Annotated in this window: 14 protein-coding genes; 2 read left to right on the forward strand and 12 right to left on the reverse strand. The window is 73.1% G+C overall.

The window, feature by feature from the left end; translation table 11 throughout:
- Positions 1–205: 205 nt before the first annotated feature.
- Both MFF13_RS03080 and hmuQ read right to left on the reverse strand, forming a co-directional pair.
- Complete coding sequence (locus MFF13_RS03080; RefSeq protein WP_147761387.1) at positions 206–1,711, reverse strand: exopolysaccharide biosynthesis polyprenyl glycosylphosphotransferase; 1,506 nt, start codon at positions 1,709–1,711, stop codon at positions 206–208.
- A gap of 609 nt (positions 1,712–2,320) precedes the next feature.
- Positions 2,321–2,659, reverse strand: a complete 339-nt coding sequence (gene hmuQ / locus MFF13_RS03085; RefSeq protein ID WP_147752914.1) for a heme-degrading protein HmuQ — start codon at positions 2,657–2,659, stop codon at positions 2,321–2,323.
- Positions 2,660–3,066: 407 nt separating this feature from the next.
- Between hmuQ and MFF13_RS03090 the strand changes: the two genes are divergently transcribed.
- Positions 3,067–3,480, forward strand: a complete 414-nt coding sequence (locus tag MFF13_RS03090) for a helix-turn-helix domain-containing protein (RefSeq protein WP_147761386.1) — start codon at positions 3,067–3,069, stop codon at positions 3,478–3,480.
- Positions 3,481–3,538: 58 nt separating this feature from the next.
- On the opposite strand, the gene MFF13_RS03095 is transcribed toward MFF13_RS03090, so the two are convergent.
- From MFF13_RS03095 to cbiE, 4 genes are read right to left on the reverse strand one after another with little or no spacing between them, the layout of a single operon-like run.
- Positions 3,539–4,855 carry a cobyrinic acid a,c-diamide synthase CobB gene (locus MFF13_RS03095; protein ID WP_147761385.1) on the reverse strand — a complete coding sequence of 439 codons (1,317 nt, stop codon included), beginning with the start codon at positions 4,853–4,855 and terminating at the stop codon, positions 3,539–3,541.
- Complete coding sequence (cobM, locus tag MFF13_RS03100; RefSeq protein WP_147761384.1) at positions 4,852–5,646, reverse strand: precorrin-4 C(11)-methyltransferase; 795 nt, start codon at positions 5,644–5,646, stop codon at positions 4,852–4,854. The genes MFF13_RS03095 and cobM overlap by 4 nt, the downstream gene beginning before the upstream one ends.
- Positions 5,643–6,113 carry a cobalamin biosynthesis protein gene (locus MFF13_RS03105; RefSeq protein ID WP_147761383.1) on the reverse strand — a complete coding sequence of 157 codons (471 nt, stop codon included), beginning with the start codon at positions 6,111–6,113 and terminating at the stop codon, positions 5,643–5,645. Before MFF13_RS03105 ends, cobM begins: the two co-directional genes overlap by 4 nt.
- Positions 6,092–7,336, reverse strand: coding sequence for a precorrin-6y C5,15-methyltransferase (decarboxylating) subunit CbiE (cbiE, locus tag MFF13_RS03110; protein ID WP_147761382.1), 1,245 nt, complete (start codon positions 7,334–7,336; stop codon positions 6,092–6,094). Before cbiE ends, MFF13_RS03105 begins: the two co-directional genes overlap by 22 nt.
- Here cbiE and MFF13_RS03115 point away from each other — a divergent pair.
- A complete protein-coding gene (locus MFF13_RS03115) occupies positions 7,335–8,099 on the forward strand; it encodes a cobalt-precorrin-6A reductase (protein WP_147761381.1) in 765 nt (254 codons plus the stop codon). The two genes, cbiE and MFF13_RS03115, sit on opposite strands and share 2 nt — an antisense overlap.
- On the opposite strand, the gene cobJ is transcribed toward MFF13_RS03115, so the two are convergent.
- Genes cobJ through MFF13_RS03145 form a run of 6 tightly spaced genes read right to left on the reverse strand, consistent with a single transcriptional unit; the run spans position 8,075 to position 15,596 of the window.
- Entirely contained in the window at positions 8,075–8,848 is a 774-nt protein-coding gene (gene cobJ / locus MFF13_RS03120) for a precorrin-3B C(17)-methyltransferase (protein ID WP_147761380.1), read from the reverse strand. The genes MFF13_RS03115 and cobJ overlap by 25 nt on opposite strands.
- Entirely contained in the window at positions 8,845–9,639 is a 795-nt protein-coding gene (locus tag MFF13_RS03125) for a precorrin-2 C(20)-methyltransferase (protein WP_147761379.1), read from the reverse strand. Before MFF13_RS03125 ends, cobJ begins: the two co-directional genes overlap by 4 nt.
- Positions 9,639–10,271, reverse strand: coding sequence for a precorrin-8X methylmutase (locus MFF13_RS03130; protein ID WP_147761378.1), 633 nt, complete (start codon positions 10,269–10,271; stop codon positions 9,639–9,641). The genes MFF13_RS03125 and MFF13_RS03130 overlap by 1 nt, the downstream gene beginning before the upstream one ends.
- Positions 10,268–11,602, reverse strand: coding sequence for a ferredoxin-like domain-containing protein (locus MFF13_RS03135; RefSeq protein WP_147761377.1), 1,335 nt, complete (start codon positions 11,600–11,602; stop codon positions 10,268–10,270). The genes MFF13_RS03130 and MFF13_RS03135 overlap by 4 nt, the downstream gene beginning before the upstream one ends.
- Positions 11,599–14,979 carry a cobaltochelatase subunit CobN gene (cobN, locus tag MFF13_RS03140; protein ID WP_238270772.1) on the reverse strand — a complete coding sequence of 1,127 codons (3,381 nt, stop codon included), beginning with the start codon at positions 14,977–14,979 and terminating at the stop codon, positions 11,599–11,601. The genes MFF13_RS03135 and cobN overlap by 4 nt, the downstream gene beginning before the upstream one ends.
- Before the next feature lie 8 nt (positions 14,980–14,987).
- Entirely contained in the window at positions 14,988–15,596 is a 609-nt protein-coding gene (locus MFF13_RS03145; protein ID WP_147761375.1) for a Uma2 family endonuclease, read from the reverse strand.
- Positions 15,597–15,638 lie beyond the last annotated feature (42 nt).

Consider the following 15,638-nt stretch of genomic DNA (forward strand, 5'->3'; position numbering starts at 1 on the left):
GGCGGACGATGCGCTCCCTTCCCACCCACCACCTCATCCTGAGGTGCCGCGTCACCGGCCTCGAAGGAGGTCTGCAGAACGCGCACGATCCCTGGAGGGCTCCTTCGAGGCTTCCGCTTCTCGTCCGCACCTCAGGATGACGTGGATGGTAGGATCAGCCGCCTGACAGGAGTCAGCGCCGCCGAAAATCAGACCCTGGAAACGCTCAGAACGCGTTGCGATAGGCGCGGCGCGAAAACACCGTCTGGAACATGATCTGGATGTCGAACCAGATCGACCAGTTGTCGATGTAGTGCAGGTCGTGGGTGACCCGGCGCTCCATGTCGAGATCGGTCAGCGTCTCGCCGCGCAGGCCGTTGACCTGCGCCCAGCCGGTGATGCCCGGGCGGACGTTGTGGCGCCGCGCGTAGAGCGCGATGCGTCGCTCGAAGCTGCGATCGTGGGCGAGCGCGTGCGGCCGCGGCCCGACGAGCGACATCTCGCCCTTCAGCACGTTGAGGATCTGCGGCAACTCGTCGATGTTGGAGCGGCGCAGGAAGGCGCCGACCCGGGTGATCCGCGAATCGTTGCGCGAGGCCTGCTTGAACACCGCGTCGGATTCCACCTTCATGCTGCGGAACTTGAACACGCCGAAGGGCTGCTGGTTGAAGCCGTAGCGCTTCTGCCGGAAGAACACCGGGCCGGGACTGTCGAGCTTGATCGCAACCGCCACCGCCGCGAGCAGCGGGCTCAGTGCAAAGAGGGCGATGGTGGCGAGCGTCACGTCGAGGATGCGCTTGAGCAGAACCTCGGCAATGCTCAGGGGGCGGCGCCCGATGTTGATGCCCGAGAGCCGGCCGACGCGGGAGACTTGCATGTCGGGGAAGCGGTCGAGCACCGAGCCCGGGCGCAGGTGCAGGGCCGCCGGCACCCGAAGGAACGCGTCGATGCAGCGCTCGACCTCGGCGGTGTCGGCCCAGGGCACCAGGATGAAGACGTCGTCGGGTCGCAGGAACCGCACTACGGAGACCGCGAGGTCGAGGTCCTCGGACATCTGGGCGTGGCGGGTCGCCGCGTCGGCCCGGGTGTCGATTCGGCGGAGGTAGCTCGTGCCGACGACGCGCAGGCCGAGGGAGTCGGCTTCGTTGCTGGCGTAGAAGCGGGCGATGTCGTCCTCGAAGCCGACGAGGTGGACGCGGCTGACCGAGCTGGAGGCCGGCGTCACGCCGCGGCGCACGAGGCCGATCATCGCCGCGTGCGCCAGCATCAGCGCCGGCAGGCCGCAGACGAACAGGGTCAACGCGACGACGCGGGAGACGTCGTTGGTGGTCTTGGTGATGAAGCCCACGACCAGGGCGGCCGCCCACGCGACCAGCCACAGGGCGGCGCTGCGCTGGAGCGACGCCTTCTGCGCCAGCATCGCCTCGATCGCGTATTCCTCGCGCAGGGCCGAGGTCGAGACGATGACGAAGGCGAGGAGTCCCGAGAGCTGCAGGCCCCAGCTCGACGACAGCGGCATCACCTCGCCGTTGAGGATGTAGAAGTAGCCGTATTCGATCACCATCGCGGTCAGAACGATCGACAGCATGTCGATCACCGCCACCGAGGCCGAGATGCCGACGCGGAACGCGTCCCGGCTCCGGCGCGGCAGCAGGGCCGCCCAAACCGTGCGCCGCCGCTCGGCCGAGGTCGGCAGCGGTTGGAAGGTCTCGGGCAGACGATCTTGAAACATCTGGCGCGCCATGTTCCGAACTGAACCGGACAGTGTCCCGAAACGACGCACATCGTGGGTCGCAACGAGCACTCTTGGACGACGGAGCAAGCGTAGGGCCGTGATCACGACGCCCGTGACCTTGCGCTAGACTCTTTCGCCATAAGACGCCGACCGGCGCGTCGCAACGTGAGGAAACTACCGAGAAGACCATTTCCCTAAGTTAAGAACGCAAAAGGAAATTGATTATCGTCGTTACCCTACGGATTCGGTGGGGAATGCGTTTCGCGCTCACGCTTCATATCGTCGTGATGATTTGGAAAACATGACTTCGCAGTAGTCAGCGGCCGCGCGGGTCCGCAAGTCGCGTGACGACCCGGCGGCTTCGACGGGGCGCGCAGACTTGCGTGCATAAGGGGATGAGAGCGGACGCCGAGGGCAGGTGAGGCTTCTAGTGAGAGCGGGCTCGACTCCGTCAAAGCCGTGTTCGAGAGCTTGAAGACTTGGCATCGGCCCCGACGGGCGAGTTCGTCCACCGGCCAGGCACAGTCCAAGCGAAGGCTCGGCTAAATCGAAGACTTGGCTGCATCGAAGCCCCGGCCCGCGTGCGCGGAGGCCGGGGCCGCGCGATCATTCGGCGGCGACGGCGTTCTCGGCTCCGCCGACGGTCTGGATGGTCTCGAAGCCCTCGAACTGCGGATGTCCGAGATAGAGCGGCTTCGTCGTCGGCACGCGGCCGTGCGCCTTGCGGAACTGCTCGGAGCGGGTCCAGGCCTCGAAGTCTGCCTTCGAACGCCAGATCGTGTGCGACGCGTAGAGGATGTGGTCGTCCGCCTCCGGTCCGCGCAGCAGGTGGAACTCGACGAAGCCCTCCATCTCGCCGAGGTGGCTGTCGCGCCCGAGCCAGACCTGTTCGAAATCGGTAGCGGAGTCCTTAACGACTTTGAAACGATTCATCGCAATGAACATCAACATCTCCATGATTTGATGGCGTCCGGCCATCGTTCCGAAGTCGGACTGCCGGTCTGCGTAGTTCCCACCCAGGGTTGCGGCCGGACGACGACCGCAAGTCGAGAACTCACTTACTATAGTTTTAGCGCGGGCATGAGGCGGGTAAGCGCGAACGCGGTGACAACCGCCCTGCTGGAACGATCTAAGCTTGCATTCTCGTTTAATTCGTGTCCTAGTTGTTTTTGTTGAAGCGCTCGGGTGGGTAGCCCTTCGCCCTCGCCGGGCGTCGGCAGGGCACCGTCAGGCGCGCGCGAGGCAGGTGGCGGCCTGCGTGACTGGGTGTCAATCGTCCGAGCGGCGGCAGAACCGCGCGAGGATGGCGGTGCGCCCTAAGTTGTGGCCGCGAAACAGGACTGTGTCCGACGATGATGCCGAAACAGACCACCGACGTCGACCGCCTCGTCGGGCTCCGCATCACCGCCCTGCGCAAGGCCCGCGGGTTGAGCCAGACGGCGCTCGGCACGGCGGTGGGCGTCACCTTCCAGCAGGTGCAGAAATACGAAAAGGGCCAGAACCGTGTCGGCGCCGGGCGCCTGCGCGAGATCGCCCGGCTGCTCGACGTGCCGGTCTCGGCCTTCTTCGAGGAGAAGGACGAGGGCGCGGCCCCGAAGGAGGACGTGTTCGGCTTCCTCAGCGCGCACGGCGCGATCGAGCTGCTGCGCGCCTACGCGCTGATCGAGAACGACCAGATGCGCCGCGACGTGCTCGCGATCGTGCGGACGGTGGCCAAGCTCGGTCAGCCGCAAGCCGACGTGGCCGAGGCCGAAGCCGCCGAGTAACGCGATCTGATGGGCACCACGGGGGCGCGGTCCGCTGCGGCCTGCGCGGCGGTCCGCGTCAATCCTCCAGCGCGATCAGGTGGAAGAACGTGCCGGTGACGCGGCCGCGCCGATGCCCGGCGAAGCCGAGGTCGGTTCCTTCCGCATCCGCGACCCGGCAGAACGCCTCGTCCTCCGCCGGCGGTGGGGTGAGTTCGGTGGCGTAGTGGAACTCGTGGCCGACGAGGCGCAGCCCGGCCGGCCCCAGCAACCCGTCGCCGATCGGGTGGGCGACGCGGTATCCGAGATGGAGCTTGCGGGCCTTGTACGAGGTCGCGACCGGCAGCAACCCCGCCATCGGATGCCGGATGCCGGCGGCGTCCTCCAGGCTGTCACCCAGAACCATGTAGCCGCCGCACTCGCCGTGCACCGGCCGCGTCTCGGCGAAGGTCCGTAAGCCGTCGCGGAAGGTCGTGGCTGCGGCGATGCGGCCGGCATGCAACTCCGGATAGCCGCCGGGTAGCCAGCATACGTCGCAGCCGTCGTCCGGCGCTTCGTCGGCGAGCGGCGAGAACGGCACGATTTCGGCGCCTGCCGCCTGCCAGCCCGCCGCCTGATGCGGGTAGAGGAAGCTGAACGCCGCGTCTGCGGCGACCGCGATGCGCTGGCCGGGCGGGCAGGGGAGGGCGCCCGCGCCGACGGGGACCGCACCGCCCGCTGCGGCCAGGATCGCGTCGCAGTCGAGCCCCTCGACGGCGAGGTCGCCGAGGCGGTCGAGGCGGGCGTCGAGGTCGGCGGTCTCGCGCGCCTGGACGAGCCCGAGATGGCGCTCGGGCAGGACCAGCGACGCGTCCCGCATCAGCGCGCCGAGCACCGGGATGCCGACGCGCTGCAGCCCGGCCTCGACGAGGCGGCGATGGCGGGCGCTGGCGACCTTGTTCAGCACCACCCCGGCGATCTTGACGCGCCGGTCGTAGAGAGAGCAGCCGAGCGCGATGGCGGCGGCCGATTGCGCCGCCCCGGAGACGTCGAGCACCAGCAGCACCGGCCAGCCGTAGCGGGCGGCGATGTCGGCGTTCGCCCCCGTGCGGCCCTCGCCGGCGCGGACGCCGTCGAACAGGCCCATCGACCCTTCCGCCACGACGATGTCGGCATCGCGCACGGCAAAGCCCGCGACCGCGTCGAGGAGGGCCGGCCCCATGGCGAAGCTGTCGAGGTTCACGCTCGGATGGCCGGTGGCGGCGGCGTGGAAGGCCGGGTCGATGTAGTCCGGCCCGCATTTCACGCCCCGCACGCGCAAGCCGCGCCGGGCGAGCGCCCGCATCAGCGCGAGCGTCACGGTGGTCTTGCCGGAGCTCGACCGCGGCGCGGCGACGAGGATGCCGGGCACGCTCATGCGTTCGAATCCTCGGCGTCCACCGTCCCGACCGCGCCGCCGGGCCGGAACCGGCGGTCGTAGTCGGCGGCGTAGAGCGCGCTCTCGCGAAAGTCTTCGGCGCCGAGCGCCGGCCCGACGAGGATGAGCGCCGTGCGCTCGATGCCCGACCCCGCCACCAGGTCGGCGATCGTCGCCAGCGTGCCCGTGATCACCCGCTCGTCCGGCCAGGAGGCGCGGAACACCACGGCGGCCGGGCAGGGCGCGCCGTAGAACGGGATCAGCTCGGCGACGACCTTGTCCAGGATGTGGATCGAGAGGTGCAGCGCGAGGGTCGCGCCGGTGGCGGCGAAGGCGGCCAGCGTCTCGCGCTCCGGCATCGCGCTCGCCCGGCCGGAGGTGCGGGTGAGGACGACCGATTGCGCCACGCCCGGCACCGTCAGCTCGCGCTTCAAGAGCGCGGCCGCGGCGGAAAACGCCGGAACGCCCGGCGTGACCGTGTAGGGGATGCCGATGCGGTCGAGGCGGCGCATCTGCTCGGCGAGCGCGCTCCAGATCGAGAGGTCGCCGGAATGCAGCCGGGCCACGTCCTCCCCGCGCGCATGCGCCGCCTCGATCTCGGCGACGATCGCATCGAGGTCGAGCGGGGCGGTGTCGACGATCCGCGCGCCGGGCGGGCACCAGCCGAGGATCTCCGGCGCGACCAGCGAGCCGGCATAGAGGCAGACCGGGCAAGCCGCGATGCGGTCGCGCCCGCGCAACGTGATGAGGTCGGGGGCGCCCGGTCCGGCGCCAATGAAATGGACGGTCATGCGGTCGCGATCTGCGCCGCTCGGGCGCGCTTGGATTCAAGATTCGGGTGTTCGGCGCCCGTCGGCGCCATCGCCGCGAGCGCGCAGGTGACCCGCCCGTCGTCGATGCGGGCGAGGACGAGGCGTCCGCCCTCGCCAGCCACCGCCAGGGCGGTCGCCTCGGCCAGCGAGCCGACGCCGCGCGACTGCTCGATCCGGGCCGAGCGCGTCGGCACGCGCGGATCGACCGAAAGGAGCGCTTCGGGCTCCACCGACGCGGGCACGAGGCCGAAGGCGGCGGCGGCCTCTTGGATCGCCGGCTCGCCGGCGCGGTCGGCGGCGGTGACTATGGCGACGAGGGCGCCCCCGCACGCGGCCTCGTCGAGGGCGCGGCGGATCAGGGCGACGATCGCTTCGGGGGCGACGCCGTGCCGGAAGCCGATGCCGGCGACGAGGCGGGGTCCCGTCACGGCTTGGTCCAGGCCCATTGCGTCACCGGCATCGCCGCCCGCCATCCGTGCAGACCGCCGACCGGGTCGGCGCGGGCGATCGACAGCCGCCGCAGCGACCCGCCCTGCGCGGAGAAGGCGGCGAGCAGCACCGCCTCGCCCTCCAGCGTCACCGCGTTGGCCACGAGCCGGCCGCCGGATCGCAGGGCGGCCAAAGCCGCTGGCAGCACGCCCGGTGCCGAGAGGCCGCCGCCGACGAAGATCGCGTCCGGCGCCGGCAACCCGGCGAGCGCGTCCGGCGCCGGGCCGTGGACGACGGCCAGTCCCGGCACGCCGAGGGTCTGCGCGTTGCGGGCGATGCGCTCGGCGCGCGCGGGATGGGCCTCGATCGCCAGCGTCCGCATGGCGGGATGGCGCAGCATCCATTCGATACCGACCGAGCCGGCGCCGGCGCCGACGTCCCAGAGCAGTTGCCCCGCGAGCGGACGAAGCGCCGCGAGCGTCACGGCGCGGATCTCGGCCTTGGTCAGCTGCCCGTCGTTCTCGAACCAGCCGTCGTCGAGCCCGGCGGCGAGGCCGACCGCGCGACAGCCGGGCTCGCCGACCACCTCGATCGCCAGGGTGTTCAGGGCGTCGATGTCGCCGAGGTCAAAGCCGCGCGCCGGGCTCTCACGCAGGCGCTCGCGCGGGCCGCCCATGGCCTCGCACACCGTGATCCGCGAGGCGCCGAAGCCGCGTTCCGTCATCAGCGCCGCGACCGCGGCCGGCGTCGTCCCGTCCCAGGACAGGACGAGCAGGCGCGCGCCGGGCTGCAGGTGGCGGACGACCTGCGCGAGCGCCCGGCCGTGCAGCGTGACGCAGGCGCATTCGGCGAGCGGCCAGCCGAGGCGGGCGCAGGCGAGGCTGAAGGCGGAGGGAAGCGGGAAGGCGCGGATCTCGGCGGCCGGTACGATCCGGGCGATCTCGGCGCCGATGCCGTAATGGAACGGGTCGCCGGTGGCGAGCAGGCAGGTCGGCGTCCCGCGCCGCGCCAGGATGTCGGGATAGGCGTCCGAGATCGGACTCGGCCAGGCGCGCGATTCCGCATCGAGCCGGCCGGCGAGCGCGAGGTGGCGGCCGCCGCCATAGACCACGCGGGCGCCGTCGAGCGCCGCGGCGGCCGCGGGCGAGAGCCCGGCGCGGCCATCCTCGCCGATCCCGACGATCGCGAGCCACGGCGCGGGCCTCGACACCGGTTCGGGCCTATCGGACAAGGCGGCCATGCGGATCCTCATCCTCGGGGGCACGACGGAGGCCAGCGCCCTCGTCCGCGGCCTTCTCCCCCATCCCGGCCTCGCCGTCACCCTGTCGCTGGCCGGCCGCACCGCGAACCCGGCGGTCGAGGCGGTCCCGACCCGCGTCGGCGGGTTCGGCGGCGCCGAGGGTCTGGCCCGCTACCTGCGCGACGAGGCGGTCGATCGGCTGGTCGACGCCACCCACCCGTTCGCCGCGCGCATCGGCCGGAACGCCTCTGACGCCGCGGCGGCGGCCGGCGTGCCGCTCCTGGCGATCCGCCGCCCGGCCTGGGCGCGCGCGCCGGGCGACCTCTGGAACGAGGTCGAGAGTGTCGCGGACTGTGTCGCGGCGCTGGGCGCGGCGCCCCGGCGCGTCTTCCTCACGGTGGGCCGGATGGAGGTCTCTGCCTTCGCCGCGGCGCCCCAGCACGAATACGTCGTGCGCACGATCGAGCCGCTCGGCGACGCGCTCCCCGTGCCGCGCCTCACGGCGATCCGCGCGCGCGGCCCCTTCGACGAGGCCGCCGAGACGGCGTTGATGCGGGACGCCGCCATCGCGGTGCTGGTGACCAAGAACGCCGGCGGCGCCGCGACCTACGGCAAGATCGCTGCGGCGCGACAGCTTCGGCTGCCGGTGGTGATCGTGCGCCAGCCCTGGAAGCCGGCGGTCGAGACGGTGGCGGACGCAGCCGGGGCCGTGGCGCGGCTCGTCGGCGCGGGCCGGCCTCATCCGACGCTGCGCGGCGTGTAGACGAACGGCCGCTCGCCCGGCCCGCGCGGGATCAGCCGCGTGGTCGAGGCGCCGATGACGACCATCGTCGCCATGTCGGCGGTGGCCGTGCGCGCCTCGGTCAGCGTCATCACGCGGATCGCCTCGTCGGGGCGCGTCACGGCGCGGGCGAACACCACCGGCGTGTCGGGCCGCCGGATCTCGGCGGCGATGCCGAGGGCCTTGCCCAGCTGCCAGGGCCGAGCCGACGAGATCGGGTTGTAGAGCGAGACCACGAAGTCGGCGCGCAGCACGGCTTCGAGCCGGGCGGTGATCACGTCCCAGGGCTTGAGGTTGTCCGACAGCGAGAGCGCGCAGAAGTCGCCCCCCAGCGGCGCGCCGAGGCGGGCGGCCGCCGCCAGCATCGCGGTGATGCCGGGCTCGACGGTGATCGCGAGGTGGCGCCATGCCGGATCGCCGGCCTCCACCGCCTCGAACACCGCCGCCGCCATCGCGAACACGCCGGGGTCGCCGCCCGAGACCACCGCCACCCGCCGGCCGGAGGCCGCCAGTTCCAGCGCATGGCGCGCGCGGTCCACCTCGACACGGTTGTCGCTGGCATGCCGCGTCAGCCCCGGCCGATCGGGCACGCGGGAGACGTAGGGGATGTAGCCGATCAGGTCCTCGGCCGCATCGAGCGCAGCCTGCGCGCGCGCGGTGAGCAGCCCGGCGTCGCCCGGCCCGAGGCCGACGACCGCGAGGCTTCCGCCTCCCGCGACACGTGCGCTCACGGCCTGCGGCCTTCGCCCGGCACGAGCACCATCGAGAAGTAGGGCGCCACGTCGTCAGGTTTGTCCGCCAGCGGCACGACGCGCTCGCCGGCCATGGTGCCGCGCTCGACGTAGACGGCGCGCCCGAGCAGCCCGGCCTCGCGCAGGGCGGCGCGGACCTTCGGCAGGTGGCGCCCGAGCTTCATGATCACGGCGGCGTCGGTGCCGGCGAGCCGCGCGGCGAGGTCGGCTGCCGGCAGGGTCGCCGGCAGCACCGTCAGCACGTCGTCGCCCCAGGTGATCGGCGTGCCGGCCTTGGTCCAGCAGCCCGACATGCCGGTGACGCCGGGCACGACCTCCACCGGGAATCGGTCCTTCAGGCGCCGCCACAGGTGCATGAACGAGCCGTAGAAGAATGGGTCGCCCTCGGACAGGATCGCCACGTCGCGCCCGGCGCCGAGGTGGTCGGCCAACTGTCCCGCCGCGTCGTCGTAGAAGGCGGCGAGCGCCCCGACGTAATCCGGGTGATCCGGGTGCAACTCGGTGGTGTAGGGGTAGGCGAGGGCGAACTCGCGGGCGGGCTCGGGCGGCAGCACCGCGTCGGCGATGGTGCGGGCGTTGCCGCGGCGGCCCTTCTTGCAGAAGTGGACGAGGACCGGCGCGTGCTCCAGCACCCGCATGGCGCGGACGGTGAGGTAGTCCGGGTCGCCCGGGCCCATGCCGACGCCGAACAGCGTGCCGGTGACGGCCGCCGCCGGCCGGTCCGGCTGCGCGGCCGGCGCCTCCGCGAAGCGGTTCTCGCCCGCGTCCATCACTCGATCTCGTTGGCGAGCGCGTTGACGGCGGCGGCTGCCATCGCGCTGCCGCCGCGCCGGCCGTGCACCACGACGAACGGCACGCGCCCGTCGCGCGCCAGCGCCTCCTTTGATTCGGCGGCGCCGATGAAGCCGACGGGGATGCCGATCACCGCCGCCGGCGGCGCGACGCCCTCGTCGAGGAGCTCGAGCAGGCGGAACAGCGAGGTCGGCGCGTTGCCGACCGCCACGACGCTGCCGGGCAGGTGCTCGCGCCACAGCTCCATCGCGGCGGCCGAGCGGGTGGTGCCCATCTCGGCGGCCATGGCCGGCACGCGCGGGTCGGTGAGGGTGCAGATCACGCGGTTCTCGGCCCGCATCCGCGCACGGGTGCAGCCGTCGGCCACCATCCGCACGTCGCAGAGGACCGGCGCACCGGCGCGCAGGGCCGCCTCGCCGGCCTCGGCGAAGGTCTCGGACATCTCGACGTCGGCCGGCAGGTCGGTCATGCCGCAGGCGTGGATCATCCGCACGATCACGCGCTCGGCGGTGCCCGACCAGCGCGAAAGGTCGGCCTCGGCGCGGATCATCGCGAAGGACCGGGCGTAGATCGCGCCGCCGTCGCGCAGGTACTCGTGGCGGGCGCTCATATCGTGGTCCCGATGGTTTGTTCGGCGCTTGGCTGCCGACGGAGGGAAGAGGGGCCGAACGCCTGTGCCAGCGCGCCGGGTTTCGCCCTCCATACGCGCTCCAGCGCCGCGTCGAAAGTCAGTTCCCAAGCCGGCGCATCGCCGGGCGCGCCGTCGAGGACGACGCCGTAGGTCCCTGCGCGCGCGACCAGCGTCAGGTCGGCGCGGCCCGGGTGGGCGCAGCCCTTGGCGCAACCGGAGACGTGCGCCGTCAGCCCCGCCGCGGCGAACGGTCGGAACGCCTCCGCGAGCCGGGCGGCATCCGCCCCCGTCGGCGTCGAGCCGGAGGCGCAGGCCGGCGCGCCGGGGCAGGTGGCGACCGCGCGGCGCGGGTCGTCGGGCGCGGTGACGAAGCCGGCGGCGGCGAGTTCGGCCGCCGCATCGCACCGACACTGCGACCGCGGGCCGCGCACCGGCAGGACGAAGCCGCGCGTCGGCGAGACGCGGATGTCGTCCGCGTCCAGGTCGTCCGCGACCTGCGCCAGCCGGACGAGCATCGCCACGGTGCAGCGTCCGAAGGGCGCTTCGATCGGGAGGAATGGCGGTGCTTCACCGGAGAAGGCGCCTTTCCCTCTCACCTCCCCAGATGAGGGGGGGAAGAGCGTCGCGCCGTTTGCCGACAAAGCCATCACCATCTCGGCACGCGCGTCGGCCGAAAGGTCGCGGACGCGGCGATGGCCGCTCGCGGCGAACCTGCTCAACAGCGCTGCGACCGCTGGCGCGACCCGCTCAGCGTCCCAGGTTCCGACCCACGCGACGCCGGACACTTCGGCGAGGCCCAAAACCGCCACGCCGGGTCCGACCGCTCGCACGTGGATGTCGGCCGCGATCTCCGCCGGATCGAGGCCGGCGCCCTCGATCAGCACCAGGGTCTTCGGCGGTAGGCCGGCGATGGCGATCCCGTGCGCCTCGATCGCGCGGGCGATGCCCGCCACGTCGATCGCCTCGCCTGCCAACCCGGCGAGCGGGCTCGTCAGGGTGAGGCGCTGCGGGCCGCCGTCGGCGCGCACGTCGCCGAGGCCGGCCGCGTCCAACGCCGCGACGAGACCGGGGCGGGTGGCCTCGCTCACGCCGCGCAGCTGCAGGTTGGCGCGGGCGGTGACGTCGACATGGCCGTTGCCGAAGACGCGGGCGGCGTCGGCCACCGCACGGAGCTGCGCCCGCGTCAGGATGCCGAGCGGCGGATGGATGCGCGCGAGCAGCCCGTCGCCGGTCGGCATCGGGCGGGCGAGGCTCGGGCACCAGCCGCGGCGGCTCGAGGCCTCGGGGAGGACGCGGCGGGACGCACTCATTCCGCCGCCTGCGGCATCAGCTCGTCGGCCGGCATCGCGTTGCGGCGGCTGGTCCAGAGCCCGCGGGCGCGGGCCTCGTCGAAGCGCTCCAGGATCGCCCGGGTCGCCGCCGGGTTGGCGGCGCGCAGGGCGTCGAAGGTGTCGAGGTCGGCGATCCAGGCGCCGTAGAGCCGGTCGAAGTCGGCGTCGGTCACGGCGTCGGTGGCGGCGGCGAGCACGAACACTGCGTCGAGCCCCTGGGCCAGCTCCTGCGCGCCGCGATAGCCGTGGCGAAGCTGGCCGGCGATCCAGCGCGGGTTCGCCAAGCGGGCGCGGACGAGGCGGGCGGCGTCCTCGCGGGCGGTGCGCGCCTTCGGCGCCTCGGGATTCGAGGCGTCGAGGCTGTAGAGCGTCGGCGTGCCGCCGGCGAGCGACGCCGCGGCCGCGAACCCGCCCATGGCGTCGGCGGCGGCGTCGCCGTCGAGCAGGTCGCGCTCGGCCACGTCGAAGGCGTGAAAGTAGGCGTCGGCCTGAGCGACCCGCGCGGCGAAGCCCGCATCCGCGCCCTCGGCGTCGCCGTAGGCGTGGCTGCTGGCCGCGAGGTAGGCGCGCCCGAGGTCGTTTCGGTCGGCCCAGGCTCCGTCGAGGGCCGTCTCGGCGGCGCCGGCACCGTAGCGGCCGGGCGCCGCGCCGAAGACCCGGGCCTGCCCCTCGCCGCGGCGGCGGGCGGCGGCGAGCGGGTTCTCGTCGTCCTCCTCGTCGCGCTCGGCGACGGCGCGCGCGGCACGGTCGAGGAGGGCGAGGGTGTCGGGAAAGGTGTCGCGGAACGCGCCCGAGACACGGCAGGTCACGTCGATGCGCGGGCGGTCGAGCAGGGCGAGCGGCAGTACCTCGAAGCCGGTGACGCGGGTGGAGGCGTGGTCCCAGGTCGGGCGCACCCCCATCAGTGCAAGCGCGTGCGCCACGTCCTCGCCGCCGGTGCGCAGGGTCGGCGAGGCCCAAAGGTCCATGACGATGCGGGCGGGATATTCGCCCTCGTCCTGCAGGTGCCGCAGCACGATCGCGGCCGCCGCCTTCTCGCCGAGCAGGGTCGCCGCCCGGGTCGGCAGCGCGCGCGGATCGAGGGTGGTCAGGTTGCGGCCCGTCGGCATCACGTCGGTGCGCCCGCGCGAGGGCGAGCCGGACGGGCCGGGCGGCACGAAGCGGCCGTCGAGGGCAGCGAGCAGGCCGGCGCGCTCCGCGCGCGCGCTCGCGGCGACGGCGTCCGGCGCGCCGTCCGGTGCGCGGCCGAAGACGTGGAGCCCGTCCCGGAACGCGGTCTCGCCGAGGTCGCACAGATGCGCGTCGAGCGCCGCGAGTGCGTCGGCCATGGGCGTGTCGGCGTCGATGCCGGCGCCCCCCAGCAGGCCGGCCGCCTCGGCGTCGTCGAGGATGGCGCGCGCGATCAGCGCCGCGCGGCGCGGGTCGAGGACGCTCGCGGAGCTGTATTCCTCCACGAGCTCGCGCAGGCGCGCCGCCTCGGGATCGAGGCCGCCGGCCTCGACGGCGGGCGTCAGGTGCCCGAGGGCGACGCCGCCGAGCCGGCGCTTCAGCGGGGCCGCCTCGCCGGGATCGTCGACGATGAACGGATAGACCACCGGCAGGGCGCCGACGGCCCGCGCCGGCCAGCACCCGGGCGACAGCGCGACGGCCTTGCCCGGCAGCCACTCCGTGGTGCCGTGCGTGCCGAGGTGAACTAGGGCGTCGAAGTTGCGGCGCAGCCCGAGGTGGAACGCGAGGTAGGCGTGCGTCGGCGGCTCGTCGGGGTCGTGGTAGCCGGCCTTGCGGTCGTCCGACCGGCCCCGGTCGGGCTGGAGGAAGATCGCGATGCGGCCCGCCGCGCCCAGCTCTCCTTCTCCCGCAGAGGGGGGAGGGGATGTGTCGTGGCCGGACCTCACGACCCCGAATCGGAAGGAGCCGTCCCGGATGGCGGGGTCGGCGTCCGGCGCGCCCCAGCGTTCGGTCAAAACCTGGCGCGACGTCTCGGGCAGGGTCGCAAGCCAACCCCTGTAGTCGGCGAGCGACACCGCGAAACCCTGCACGCCGTCCGTCAGCGCGTGCATGAGCGCGGCGGCCTCCGGCAGCGATCCGCCCGCGTAGCCGGCGTCGGCGAGGTCCGACACGATCGCACGGGCGCTCTCGGGCGTGTCGAGCCCGACGGCGAAGCCGGCGCGGCCGCCGCGGGACGGGTAGTCGGACAGCACCACGGCGATCCGGCGTTCCGGCGCGGGCGTCGCGGCGAGGCGCAACCAGGCGGCGGCGCGGTCGGCGAGTGCGGCGATCCCCGGGGCGTAGGGGACCGCGCGGCGCTCGGCGTGCCCGTCGACGGCTTCAGCCTCCTGCTTGAACGAGATCGGAAACCCGGAGAGCCGGCCGTCGAACTCGGGTAGCGCCACCTGCATGGCGAGGTCGGCCGCGTTCATGCCGCGCGCCGAGGCCTCCCAGGCCTCCTGCGGGCTGCCGACCGTGAAGGCCTGCAGCACCGGGCAGTCGGCTGCGTCGAGGACGAAGCCGGCGTCCTCGCGCGCCGAGAAGGCGGTGGCGGCGACGATCAGGTCGGGCTTTCGCGCGCGGATCGCCGCGCGGACGACCTCGACCGCCTCCGGGTCCTTCAGGCTCGCCACCGCGACGGTCAGCGTCGCGATGCCCCGCTGGCGCAGCGCCGCGGCCAGCGCGTCGGCCGGCGCGCCGTCGCCGCCGAGCGCCGCCGAGCGGTAGGCCAGGATCAGCGCGTGCGGGGCGGGCGCGTCGGGTGGGGTCAACCCGAGCGGGGAGGCGCCGACGGACAGGGCGGTCTCCAGTGGCAGCGGCCCGCAGCCCGGGCACCAGGCGAACCCGCGCGGCAGGGTCTCGGGCGGCTCGACGGGTGTCGCGAAACCGATCTCGGCCGCGATCCGCCCGAGCATCCGGCGCAGGTTCTCGGGGCCGCCCGCGCGGAAATAGGCGTCGAGGATCGGGGCGAGGTCGGGCGCGGTCGAGAGCTCGACGAGGCGCGGGTCCGGCCGGTCGCAGCCGGGAAGGATCGCGAGCGGGATGCCGGCGGCCCGGGCCGCGGCGGCGCAGCGTTCGACGCCGTAGCGCCAGTAGTCGAGCCCGCCGAGGCAGCGGATGACGACGACCTTCGCCTTCGCCACCACCGTTTCGACGTAGAGGTCGACCGACATCGGGTGGCGCAGCCGCGACAGCTTGGCCAGCCGCAGAGACGGGAAGTCCGGCCCGCAGGCGGCGTGGGCGTTTGCCATGCCGAGCAGGTCGGAATCGGTGAACGACAGGAAGACGACGTCGCCGGGCTGCTGCCCGAGGTCGACCGCCGCCTCGCCGTCGTCGAGGCTCACCGTATCGATGCGGATCAGGTGCATGCGCTGAGTCAGCCTGCCGATTCGTCGGGCTCGTCGGCGACGAGGCGAGGCCGGTTCGGGAAGGTCACGCCGTCGTAGATTTCCGAGGCCGGCAGGACGATCCCGAGCGCTGAGATAGAGACCGTCGCGGCGAGGCCGAGCAGCCGTGTCTCGGCCCAAGTCCGGTCGGGCTCGCGCGTCCACAGGCGAACTTCCGCCGCGTTGGGCTCGACCAGCACGATGTGCTCGAGGTCGGCCATCGTGCGGTACTCGGCGAGCTTTTCGAACGCGTCGAAGTCCCGCGCGCTCGGCGACAGCACTTCGACGACGACCCGCGGCTGCGCCGCCTTGAGAGCGTTCGGATCGCGCGGCCCACAATCGACGCCGATGTCGGCGCGGCGGATCTGGCCGGGCAGCGTCTCGACGCTGCCGTCACCGGTGAACGGGCGGCATCCGCTGCCGCGCAAGGCCGTGCGCAGCCAAGCAAGGACGTTCACGACGATGTCGTCGTGGACGTTGCGAGCACCCGCCATCATCCGTACCGGCACTCCGCCGACGAGCTCGTAGCGCTCCGCCTGGGCTTCCTGCCAGGCGAAGAACGCATCCAGGCTCATCGGGCTCTCGCGGCGGTCCAGCATCCCGGGATCTGCGGTGGTCGCGAAAACGGGCAGTGTAGCGCG

Source organism: Methylobacterium cerastii, assembly GCF_022179125.1.
Taxonomy (GTDB): Bacteria; Pseudomonadota; Alphaproteobacteria; order Rhizobiales; family Beijerinckiaceae; genus Methylobacterium; species Methylobacterium cerastii.

Bases quoted from the DNA above. Each gene is read 5' to 3' on its own strand.
- cbiE (WP_147761382.1), bottom strand. From the start codon at position 7,336: ATGGCCGCCTTGTCCGATAGGCCCGAACCGGTGTCGAGGCCCGCGCCG.
- MFF13_RS03130 (WP_147761378.1), bottom strand. From the start codon at position 10,271: ATGAGCGCCCGCCACGAGTACCTGCGCGACGGCGGCGCGATCTACGCC.
- cobM (WP_147761384.1), bottom strand. From the start codon at position 5,646: ATGACCGTCCATTTCATTGGCGCCGGACCGGGCGCCCCCGACCTCATC.
- MFF13_RS03090 (WP_147761386.1), top strand. From the start codon at position 3,067: ATGATGCCGAAACAGACCACCGACGTCGACCGCCTCGTCGGGCTCCGC.
- MFF13_RS03125 (WP_147761379.1), bottom strand. From the start codon at position 9,639: ATGGACGCGGGCGAGAACCGCTTCGCGGAGGCGCCGGCCGCGCAGCCG.
- cobN (WP_238270772.1), bottom strand. From the start codon at position 14,979: ATGCACCTGATCCGCATCGATACGGTGAGCCTCGACGACGGCGAGGCG.
- MFF13_RS03080 (WP_147761387.1), bottom strand. From the start codon at position 1,711: ATGTTTCAAGATCGTCTGCCCGAGACCTTCCAACCGCTGCCGACCTCG.
- MFF13_RS03095 (WP_147761385.1), bottom strand. From the start codon at position 4,855: ATGAGCGTGCCCGGCATCCTCGTCGCCGCGCCGCGGTCGAGCTCCGGC.
- hmuQ (WP_147752914.1), bottom strand. From the start codon at position 2,659: ATGTTCATTGCGATGAATCGTTTCAAAGTCGTTAAGGACTCCGCTACC.
- MFF13_RS03145 (WP_147761375.1), bottom strand. From the start codon at position 15,596: ATGCTGGACCGCCGCGAGAGCCCGATGAGCCTGGATGCGTTCTTCGCC.
- MFF13_RS03115 (WP_147761381.1), top strand. From the start codon at position 7,335: ATGCGGATCCTCATCCTCGGGGGCACGACGGAGGCCAGCGCCCTCGTC.
- MFF13_RS03105 (WP_147761383.1), bottom strand. From the start codon at position 6,113: ATGGGCCTGGACCAAGCCGTGACGGGACCCCGCCTCGTCGCCGGCATC.
- MFF13_RS03135 (WP_147761377.1), bottom strand. From the start codon at position 11,602: ATGAGTGCGTCCCGCCGCGTCCTCCCCGAGGCCTCGAGCCGCCGCGGC.